This is a genomic window from Nostoc sp. C110, from assembly GCF_043099725.1.
GTDB lineage: Bacteria > Cyanobacteriota > Cyanobacteriia > Cyanobacteriales > Nostocaceae > Nostoc > Nostoc muscorum_A.
In genome coordinates, this window is record NZ_CP171148.1 from 3,804,420 (window position 1) to 3,815,122 (window position 10,703).

The window sequence follows — 10,703 nt, forward strand, 5'->3', positions numbered from 1 at the left end:
CATTTGCAAGAAAAACTTAAGCCTTTCTTATAAATGAAGTAACATTAGCTGCAAAGGTTTAAATTTTTACAACCTCAAGCGTAAGAGAGATCGTTTTCAATACGGTTCGGTTAAGCAAAGACGCGATAAATCGCCGTCTCTACAATAATTTTTATTAATGGTTAGTGTCTTTACTTGAACTTTTAACGCATCTACTTTCTAAACTGTCACACCCTCCAACTGTTCATCTGTCAACTCATACAACTGACGTAGCTTATCTAACTTCTCAGCATCAGCTTCCCAGAAACCCCGCCCATGCGCCTCTAACATTCTCCCTAAAATATTGCGAAAAGCTTCAGGATTTGCCTTCCGTAGCTTATCCGCCATCTCTGCATCTAACGCATAAGTATCAGCCGCTTGGTCATAAACCCAATCATCGGTAAAATCGGCAGTACCACCCCAACCAATCAACGCCGTCATTCGTTGAGAAATTTCAAAAGCACCACCAGAACCTTGATTCGCCATCGCTTGCGCCCATTTGGGGTTTACCAACTTGGTGCGGTACTCCATTCGCAGCAAATCATCTAAATTGCGGGGTGTAGTATCCTTCGAGAAACTTTCCACAAAGCTAGTTGTAACCTTTTTACCGCTTTGTTTTTCTGCTGCCTTTTTTAAACCGCCCGTATTGGCGTAATATTCTTGAATATCAGTTAAACCATATTCTACCGAATCAATTTCTTGAACAATGCGATCGCTAGTTTTTAACAAAGTATTCAAAACTTCCGGTCTAGCTTGACCTTTATCCTCTCTCCCATAGCTGAATACATTGCGGCTTTGCCAAGTATTCCCCAACTCCTCACCAGATTCCCAGTTACCATCCACAACGCGATCATTTACCAAAGAACCAAAATCACCCGCCGGATTAGAAAACAATCTCGCCGAGGCATTTTCTACCCCTTGGGCTTTTAAAGCCAAAGCGTGTTTCCTAACAAAATTCTGATCATCCGGTTCATCAGCATCAGCCGCCCGTTGAAATAAATCATCCAACAATTCGATGATATTGACAAAACTATCCCGGAAAATCCCAGACAAATTACCCAACACATCAATCCGGGGATGTCCAACCGCCGCCAACGGCTTCAACTCATAACGAACAACTCTACCAGTTCCTTCCTTAACAGGTTCAGCCCCCACCAACTCCAACAGAATCCCCAAAGATTCACCCTTAGTTTTAATTGCATCCAATCCCCAAAGCATCACCGCCACCGTTTCAGGATACTTCCCATATTCATCCAAATGCTGGGCAATAATTTTTTGACCAATTTCCCGCCCCCGTTCATAAGCAGCAGGCGAAGGCATCCGATAAGGATCTAAAGCATGAATATTCCTCCCAGTCGGCAAAACACCAGCCCCATCCCTTAACAAATCCCCCCCAGGCGCAGGCGGAATATACTCCCCATTCAACCCCCTCAACAAATTCGTCAACTCATCCGTAGACTGCATCAACAAATCCCTTATTAATCTTTCCTCCTCCTCTCTCTCCTCTCTGCGTTCTCCGCGCCTCTGCGGTTCGTTTTCTTCCTCTTCCCCCCCAAAATAAGCCTCCAAATACGCCCCCAACTCCTCCTCACTCGGCCTTTCCCCCAAAGTATGCAACCCCGAAGAAAACAACCGATTCTCTAAAACCTGCAAATATTCATACAACTCCACCAAATAAGCATCAAAAGCATGACCACTAAACATCCGCACATTCTCCGGCGTAAACGCAATCCCCAACTTCTTCGCATCCGCAAACGGACAATCTGCATCCAACCCAGAGTCCACAATCTTTTTACAAATCCCTTCCTTCAAAACATAATTCTTCTGCGGATCTTCCCGATATTCCGAAATCAAATCCCGCAACGCCACCAATTCCTTATACAAACCTGCGCGACCATAAGGCGGTACATTATGAGAAATCAACACACCATAACCGCGACGTTTTGCCAACATCGATTCAGACGGATTATTCGCCGCATATATATATAGATTAGGCAAATTTCCTAACAAAATATCCGACCAAGAATAACCCGTATTACCCAACGGAGAACCAGGCAACCATTCCACCGTCCCATGCATTCCAAAATGAACTAAAGCATCAGCTTGAAACTCATTTTGCAACCATTTATAATAAGCAGCATATTGCGGATGAGGCGTTAAATCCCGTTCAAACATTAAGCGCATCGGGTCGCCTTGTATCCCCAAAGGTGGTTGTACACCTATCCACACATTACCTAATTGCACACCACCAATCTGAAATTCCTCGCCATAAGTTTTAATACCAGTTCCCGTCAAAGATTTCCATTGTTTTTCGATGCGGGAAGTTTGTAAATATCCCAGCCATTTTTCTAGAGTGCGGAAATTTACAGTACTTGTGGGGTGGGCAACATGAGCGCTATTATTTAGGGGCAGGCGAGACGACTGCCCCACAAGAGGATTAGCTTCATCTGCTTCTTTCACCCAGCGAATCAATTCTTCCCCATCTTCCGGCAAATCCCCAACAGTGTAACCTTGTTCTTTCAGTGCGTGGAGAAACTTCAGCAAACTACGCGGCACATTTAATAATGCAGCAGTCCCCACAGCACCATAACCTGGCGGGAACCCATATAAAATAATTGCAATTTTGCGTTCCGAAGCAGGTTTTTGCCGCAAAGACACCCAGCTTTTCACCCTATCAATTAATCGCTGCACCCGTTCAGGGACTAGATAAATATTTTCGCCCACCAAACCACCGAGAGGAATGGTATCAATAGCCCCATCCAATTCTGGTAAGGCGTACAACACCACACTTTGCAATCCGCCAACACCTTGGCGCGTCCACGAGTGAATATCTTGAATTAATAGTGGTGCAGCAACAATATAAGGTACATTCTTGGCAGTCAGGATGCGCTTTGCTACTTCTATTTGGCGGCCTGCTTCCATTGAACCAGCTGGGCCACCCACGAGAGGAAAGCCAATTGTCGAAACGATCGCATCTACTTTAACTGCTTCACTAGAAAGTGAGGGAGTTTCTATATTACCTAGTTGTCGTTGCTGAATTTCATAGTCGGTTGTCATCAAATCTCGTACCGCCACGTGTCCTTCTACACCGTTGATGAAGATGGGTAAAGGAGTTAACCCGGCTTCTTCAAAACTGCGAATTAGTTGGGGAATGTAGGGTAGTTTGGTGATGACGTGTTTTCGGTAGAGGAGAATTCCAATAACGGGTTTTGTCGCTTGAGATCCCCCCAACCCCCCTTGAGAAGGGGGGCTAATATTCCTCCCTTTGTAAGGGGGGCTAGGGGGGATCTTTTCATACCATTCTAGGTATGCTTTTGGGGATTCAAAAAACCCTTGATAATCGGGGTGGAGTAATCCGATGTTGGGGGTTTCAATTAACGGGGGAATGTCACCGACTTTTAAATTTAAGTATTTTTCTGCCAGTGTCCAGAATAATGAAGCGACGTTTTCTGGGCCGCCAGCATTCCAGTAACCATAGATAATTAACCAGTTGCGTAAGTCTTGGACTTTTTGCACTGGGACGTATTTCAGTAGTTTGGGGCCAATTTTTAAGAAGCTGATGTAACCAGCAAGTTTGTCTTCTTCTCGTCCGTTGCTAAATTTGTCAAGAATGAATTTAACTGGTTTGGGCATTCCTTTGGGTTTGTCGCCAATGGCAAAGTCACCCAGCTTGGTTAAACTCATCAATTCTAAGGCTGACTCAAAGACTAGGCGAATGGGAATTTGGGAAACGCGATCGCGCAGCCACACAACCTGGTCATAATCAAATAGTAGACTACCGAAAAATACATCAGCGTTATCAAGTGCTGCTTCTACCTCGGCGCGTTGACTGGTAATATTGCGATCGCTAAATACCCGAATATCCAACTCAGGACAGCGAGAGTTAGCTAAAAAAGCTGCTTTCCTGTATAAGTCAGCGTTGAATGATTCAAACCCAGCAACCAAGACGATGCGTTTCATGCCTGTAAGCTACGAAATATTTCTTTACTTAAATCTTAAACGTGCTTTCAGGTTGATTGTCATATATCTACCCACAGATTCCGGTCAATAATTTCTTGAGGTAGCTAGAACTTCACCATCACCAACGCCTTTGGGATATTTTAATTCCTGTAGTACCTCTACACAGCGAACGAATTTCTTGTGCTGACAAGTTTGTGAATGTATGCAACTCGATAATATCTAATCTCCCGCAGGTGTGTAGAAAATATCACGTATTCTTTAATACTGTAAAGTATTATGTGTTAAGCTGCTCAGGGTTAACAGCAAGCCAAGGGTAGAGTCTGTAAATGGTTCACGATTCTATAAGCCCACTTTCATATCAGGAGGTGCGTCGGTTTAGGGATTTGAATATCTAACTAGTACCGCCAAGCGTAATTCGTAATTCGTAATTCCCATTGCGTAAGGGCTTTAGACATTTCAAATGGATGGCTTATTTACGCCGAACTGTACTAGGTATGTTTTTTATGGCTTCCTACTTTTCTAAAGCGCTATTATCTGAATAGTGAAGGGAATTGCTGCATTGAAAATTATTGCAAAAATTAACCTTGTTATTCTTGATTTTGATAAATTATAATGGTTGTGTTTTTGGTGACAACATACCTTTTAATTAAGGTATTTTAGCATATAAATTTGCTGTTCAGGTTCGCAGAAAAACTTATTTTGTCTGCTAGCGTATTAATGCTTAAAACAATGCGGACATTGCGAACAAGTACTTCAACAAATTTATTAACAAAACTTTTTCTCTAAAATTTGAAGAGTTTTGAACTAGTGTAAAAATAAGTAATTTGAGGATAAAATCATGAAATTTGGAATTGATAGCGGACACAATTGTCCACCAGACACAGGAGCCAGAGGAATTAAGTTTGAGGATAATTTAACTCTAGATGTAGGTAATAGAGTTATAGCCAAGTTAAGAGCTTTAGGTAATGATGTTGTAGTATGTAGACCGAGTAGTGCTAGTACAGTCCGTGACTCACTCTCAAAAAGATGTTCTACAGCTAATGGAAGTAAAGTAGATATTTACGTCTCAATTCATTTTAATGCTTTTAATAACCAAGCTAATGGTACAGAAGTATTTGCCACTAGTGAGACTGGTAGAAGAATCGCTAAACCTGTATTAGATGAAATCGTCAAGTTGGGATTTTTTAATCGCGGCGTTAAGAGTGGTTCCCATTTGTATGTTCTGAAAAATACAGATATGCCTGCTATTCTTGTAGAATGTTGCTTCATCGATTCGCAAAAAGATATGAATCTTTTTAATCCTGAAGCAATGGCTAATGCGATCGTCAAAGGCTTAACTGGTAAAGTGCCAAGTACTCCTGTTAACCCTGTACCAGATGAAGAGGAGAATGCAGATGCTACGATTCTCAGACTGCAAAAATCCTTAAATCGGCTCAAAATAACTGATAAAAATGGTAAGGCGTTAGTAGAAGATGGCTTCACTGGGGCTAACACCAAATCTGCGGTAGAAAAATTTCAGGCTGTTGTCGGAGTTCAGCCAACTGGAGTTGCCGATGAAGCTACATGGAATGCCATAAATCTAATTTTGGCAAAACGAATTATCAGACCAAACCATGCTGGTGGTGCAGTTGTTAGATATTTACAATACCGTTTAGGTGTTGAGAATGATGGTGTTTACGGCCCACAAACAGAGGTTGTAGTCAAGAACTTTCAAAAGCAAAATGGTTTAGATGCCGATGGGATTGTCGGGCCTGCTAGCTGGCAGAAATTAATTGGTTAGTAGGTCGGCGCAATTAAAGGTAACTGGCTAGAGCTGTCATTTGTCCTTCGTCATTTGTCATTTGTCATTAGTGAGGGTTTTAAGCCTATTTGCGTTTTGTAACATACTTGGTTTTTTCATGCCAACTTACTTAGATTGAGTGGTAGACATTATTTGTAGTTGTAGATCCTCCTAAATCCCCCTAAGTAAAGGGGGACTTTGAGAGGTTTTTGCCTTTTTTAAGGCTGGTTTTTCCAGCTTTAAATAAATTAATCACAGGGAAAAGTGATCGTGAAACACCTTGAGGGAAGAGTGGCATTAGTAACAGGTGCTACGCGGGGAATTGGTAGGGGAATTGCTATTGGTTTGGCTGAGGCTGGGGCAACTGTATACGTCACGGGACGCAGCCTCAGCAACTCTTCTAGTGATGCGGTTTCAGGAAGTCTTGGTGAAACCCAATCAACTATAGAAGAAGCCGGTGGTGTGTGTATTCCCGTCCAAGTAGACCACAGCGACGATGAGCAGGTGCGTTTACTGTTTGAGCGCATCCAAGACGAGCAGGATGGACAACTTGACTTATTGGTGAATAATGCTTACTCAGGAGTTGAGGCAATAAAAAACGCTTTTGGGCAGCCCTTTTGGGATTGTGAACTAAGTCTGTGGGATGCAAGCAACAACGTTGGTCTTCGTAGCCACTATGTAGCGAGTGTTTTTGCTGCGCGAATGATGACCAAGCGTAAATCTGGACTAATTTGCACCATTTCCTCGTGGGGCAGTATGTCTTATATCTTTAATACAGCTTATGGTGTTGGAAAAGCAGCTTGCGATCGCCTAGCGGCTGATATGGCTGTTGAGTTAAAACCCCATAATGTCGCTTCTGTTTCAATCTGGCCGGGTATTGTTGGGACTGAGCTTTTTTCCCGTTTTGCTTCTGAGATGAATCAAACCGATACTACTGAGCAAAAAAACTCATTTCTTAGCGATCGCTACAACTGGGAAACTCCCTTATTAACTGGACGGGTAATTGCTGCACTTGCTTGTGAACCAAATTTAATGCGCCGTACAGGACGTGTGCAAATTGTTGCCGAACTCGCTGATAAATATGGAATTGTCGATGAAAATGGCGATTGTCCCGCATCGCTACGTTCTTTACGTTTTGTGCTACCTGCGGCATTACCTATATTGAGAAACTACTCATGGCTTATACCCGATATTAAAATACCGTGGTCACTGTTATTATTGAGTGCCCTTAGCTCGCCTAAAATTTAATGGGCATTAGACAGCAGTTAAAAAACTTCTTGCCCCAATCCCCAATTCCCAATTCCCAATTCCCCATATCCAATTTCCAAACAAGCTGTTTGCGATCGTAAAACTTTGTATCCTGAATTAATAGGTCTTAATAAATAGTTCTTTTAAAACTGGTGCAAGAAGATTTTAGGCTAATTGTTGATTTAGTTTTAGTTTTGGGCGTTGCAGCTTGTGGTGGATTGTTGGCGGCACTTTTACGGCAACCCGTGCTGCTAGGCTATCTCATCGGCGGGATGATTATTGGGCCTGCCGGATTGGGATTGATTAAAGAAGTTATTCAAGTAGAGACTCTGGCACAGTTCGGTGTAGCCTTTTTGTTATTCGCATTGGGTGTAGAATTTTCCTTTGCGGAACTCAAGAAGGTAAAAGCGATCGCTCTTGGTGGAGGTGGACTCCAGATTGCTTTGACGATTTTGGTGACAGTTTTAGTGTGCGGGTTAAGCGGAGCCTGGGGAACCTTACCCGCTAAGGGGATGTTTTTGGGATGTATTCTATCCTTGTCTTCCACAGCCGTTGTCCTTAAGTGCTTGATGGAACGCAATGAAACAGAAACGCCTCACGGACAGGTGATGTTGGGGATTTTGGTAGTCCAAGACTTGGCACTGGGACTGATGTTAGCAGTTTTACCAGCCCTCAACCAACCAGCAGAAACCATTGGCATCGCCGTGCTGACAGCCCTACTGTGGATTGCTTTATTTGCTGCTGGTGCAGTAGCTGCGGGGATGTGGCTGATACCGCCTTTATTGCGACTGTTAGCCCGTACTGAAAGCCGAGAACTATTTTTGTTAGGGGTTGTAGCCTTGTGTTTGGGCATTGCCCTGTTGACAGAGCATTTGGGGCTGTCCATTGAAATGGGGGCATTTGTCGCGGGTTTGATGATTTCTGAGGTGGAATACGCCGATCAAACCCTAACTTATGTCGAACCACTGCGAGATATCTTTGCCAGTTTATTTTTTGCCGCCATTGGGATGTTAATTGACCCAGTGTTTTTGTGGAACAACCTGGAATTAATTTTGGGGCTGGTAGCACTAGTTTTCATCGGTAAATTCTTGATTATCACGCCCCTAGTGAAACTGTTCCGCTACCCTTTAAAAACAGCCATAATTGCCGGTTTGGGATTGGCGCAAATTGGGGAATTTTCCTTTGTTCTCGCCAGTGAAGGGCAGTCTTTAGGGCTAGTATCTCGACAGATATACTTATTAATTTTGGGAACCACCGCAGTTACTCTCATGCTGACTCCCTTTGTATTGCGGTTAGTACCATTTTTATTTAACTTTGCCGAATCAATGCCTTGGTTGAAACCGTACTTAGAAGAACAAGAGGCACTGGATGTATCAGAAGATTTACCATTCAAAGACCATGTAGTAGTCTGTGGCTATGGGCGAGTTGGCAAAAATTTGGTGAAGTTGTTGCTGCAACATAATCTCCCTGTGGTGGTAATCGACCAATCAGAAAGTAGAATTCAGCAGTTGCGTGAGGCTGGAGTGTCCTATGTTTATGGCAATTGCGTGAGTTTACACGTTTTAGAAACCGCCGGAGTGAATCATGCCAAAGGAATGGCGATCGCACTTCCTGACCCGATGAGTACTCGTCTTTGTTTGAAACGCGCCTTAGAATTGCGCCCAGAATTGGATTTGGTTGTCCGTGCTACCCAGGATAAAAATATTGAGGTGCTGTATCAATTGGGAGCTAGAGAAGTGGTGCAACCAGAGTTTGAAGCCAGCTTAGAAATGGCAACCTATTTATTAACTGGCTTAGGCTTGTTGTCACCAGCAGTCGTTCAACGAGAAATGCAGCAAATCCGCAACGATCATTATTTAGATTTGCGGCCAGAACGTTCTGCAACCGAAGTTGCTCGTGATTTGCGCCAAGCCACCCGCGATTTAAATCAGCGCTGGTATCCTCTCCCAGCAGATTCGCCCTTAATTGGTATGAGTATAGAAGAGGCAGATATGCGCTACTTAACAGGAGCGAGTTTGATGGCAATTCGTCGCGCTAACGGCGATGAAATCGATTATCCCAATAATCAAACCAAATTGGAAGATGGCGATCGCTTGCTGGTAGTGGGAGCAGATGAAGAACTAGCAGCTTTGGCAGAATTCGCCAAGGGACAAGCTGCTGTTCCTGGAGAAAATAGTGCTTGCCAGTGGGTTACAGTTAATGCAGATACGCCAACGCTAGGTAAAACCCTTGCAGATTTAGATATCAACAAGCAATTTGGAGTACAGGTACAAGCAATCCGGCGCGATGGTAAATTTATTCGCTATCCTGATGGCGGCATGGATTTGCGAGTTAGCGACCAAGTATTATTATGTGGTAGCTTGACAGGTCTGAGTCAACTAGAACAATTATTTGCGATCGCAAATTCACTACCCCTATCTCTTCCAGTATTGAAGGCTGCTCAGGCAGAAGAACTCAAAGAGTTTCTACCTACGGATAATGTGACTGATTAACTATTCTGGCGTGAGCCCATCACTGAATTAGATATAAACCAATACTGTATAGCACCAGTTTACCCACTACAGGTAGCGATCGCTGTTTACCAATTTTTCCTCTAATAATTTTTTAGGTTGAAGCGATCGCTTTTCGTTCCTGTCTCCGAAAAAATGAAAAATATCAATGATGCCTGTGGTTCTTGCTAGCCTACGTAATGCAGTTTATTTGACCCCATTACTCATGCTCATTTCTAGAAAACAAAAAATTGATCTGAGCGCTAAACATTAGTATATATTTTCTTTTTATCTGTATAATTAACATTTTTTTATTATAAAAATAAAAATATAATAATCATGTATTATTTTAAATAACATAACTCGCCTCAAACAATTATAATTAAAAAAATGAGAAAAATAACAATTGCCACCTTTGGAGCTATTTCAATTTTAGGTATAGGAAATATTTTCCCAGAATTAGCAAATGCAGCTACTGTAGGAATTTCTTCTTATGATATTACTAATACACAACTGTCAGGATTTGGTTCTTGGAACCATAATTATAATGGAATAATTAACAGTAGCAGCAATGGAACCTATAACTACTCTGATGGCTCTGGAACACTAAATGATAGTTTTATAGGAACTGATATAGATAACACTCATCTTTTTTTTAAGTCAGATAACTCGACAATTACTACTTTCCTTGACCAAAAATTAGCAATTGCAAACATCAAGTTATTTTCATTTGGCCCTACTGAAAATGGTATTCCTGGCAACATTGACACTGTAAATATAACAATCAATGGAATAACTGAGAACTTTTCTACTATAGGGTTTGAGCCAGAAGGAATACCTCCTAATAATGTTAATGGACTAGTTAATGAACTGATTGATTTTTCTAATTCAATATTTGCAAACGTTGTAACTGATAAAGTAACCTTCTCCAATTTTCAGACAAGTGGTAACTTCCCGGAGTATTACAGCATTTCAGAAATTGTTTTTGAGCAAACTGCTACTTCTGTCCCTGAATCTATTAGTCTGGGGAGCATAGCTGTTGTTGGTGCAATGGGATTGTGGATGAAACGCAAAAAGAAGGCATTTTAAAGGGGGGCATCCCAATTTGGAAAAAATATACGGCTCTAATTTTACATCCTCCCACCGCTATATCAAGAGTACCTGATATGGCGGGGGATTCCAAAGATTGCTCTTTGGATTTCCTCTAT

General features: G+C 42.3%; 5 protein-coding genes. 4 read left to right on the top strand and 1 reads right to left on the bottom strand.

The genetic code is table 11. The annotated features are described in order from the left end of the window. Positions 1-198: 198 nt before the first annotated feature. On the bottom strand, positions 199-3,978 hold the full coding sequence (gene bchH, locus ACFFRD_RS21695) for a magnesium chelatase subunit H (protein WP_392477360.1): 3,780 nt from the start codon (positions 3,976-3,978) through the stop codon (positions 199-201). A gap of 838 nt (positions 3,979-4,816) precedes the next feature. On the opposite strand from bchH, the gene ACFFRD_RS21700 reads away from it, so the two are divergent. The 4 genes from ACFFRD_RS21700 to ACFFRD_RS21715 all read left to right on the top strand — a co-directional run bounded on the left by ACFFRD_RS21700 (position 4,817) and on the right by ACFFRD_RS21715 (position 10,584). Beyond that, positions 4,817-5,758 carry an N-acetylmuramoyl-L-alanine amidase gene (locus tag ACFFRD_RS21700; protein WP_392477362.1) on the top strand — a complete coding sequence of 314 codons (942 nt, stop codon included), beginning with the start codon at positions 4,817-4,819 and terminating at the stop codon, positions 5,756-5,758. Positions 5,759-6,028: 270 nt separating this feature from the next. Beyond that, positions 6,029-7,006: an SDR family NAD(P)-dependent oxidoreductase gene (locus ACFFRD_RS21705; RefSeq protein WP_392477364.1), complete on the top strand. Its 978-nt coding sequence runs from the start codon at positions 6,029-6,031 to the stop codon at positions 7,004-7,006. Between the two features lie 152 nt (positions 7,007-7,158). Further along, positions 7,159-9,498, top strand: coding sequence for a cation:proton antiporter (locus tag ACFFRD_RS21710; protein WP_392477365.1), 2,340 nt, complete (start codon positions 7,159-7,161; stop codon positions 9,496-9,498). 387 nt (positions 9,499-9,885) lie between these two features. Then, positions 9,886-10,584 (top strand): hypothetical protein, encoded by a 699-nt coding sequence (locus ACFFRD_RS21715; protein WP_392477367.1) that lies wholly within the window; start codon positions 9,886-9,888, stop codon positions 10,582-10,584. Positions 10,585-10,703: the final 119 nt, after the last annotated feature.

Coding starts and splice junctions, on each gene's coding strand:
- bchH (WP_392477360.1), bottom strand. CDS start 3,978: ATGAAACGCATCGTCTTGGTTGCTGGGTTTGAATCATTCAACGCTGAC.
- ACFFRD_RS21715 (WP_392477367.1), top strand. CDS start 9,886: ATGAGAAAAATAACAATTGCCACCTTTGGAGCTATTTCAATTTTAGGT.
- ACFFRD_RS21700 (WP_392477362.1), top strand. CDS start 4,817: ATGAAATTTGGAATTGATAGCGGACACAATTGTCCACCAGACACAGGA.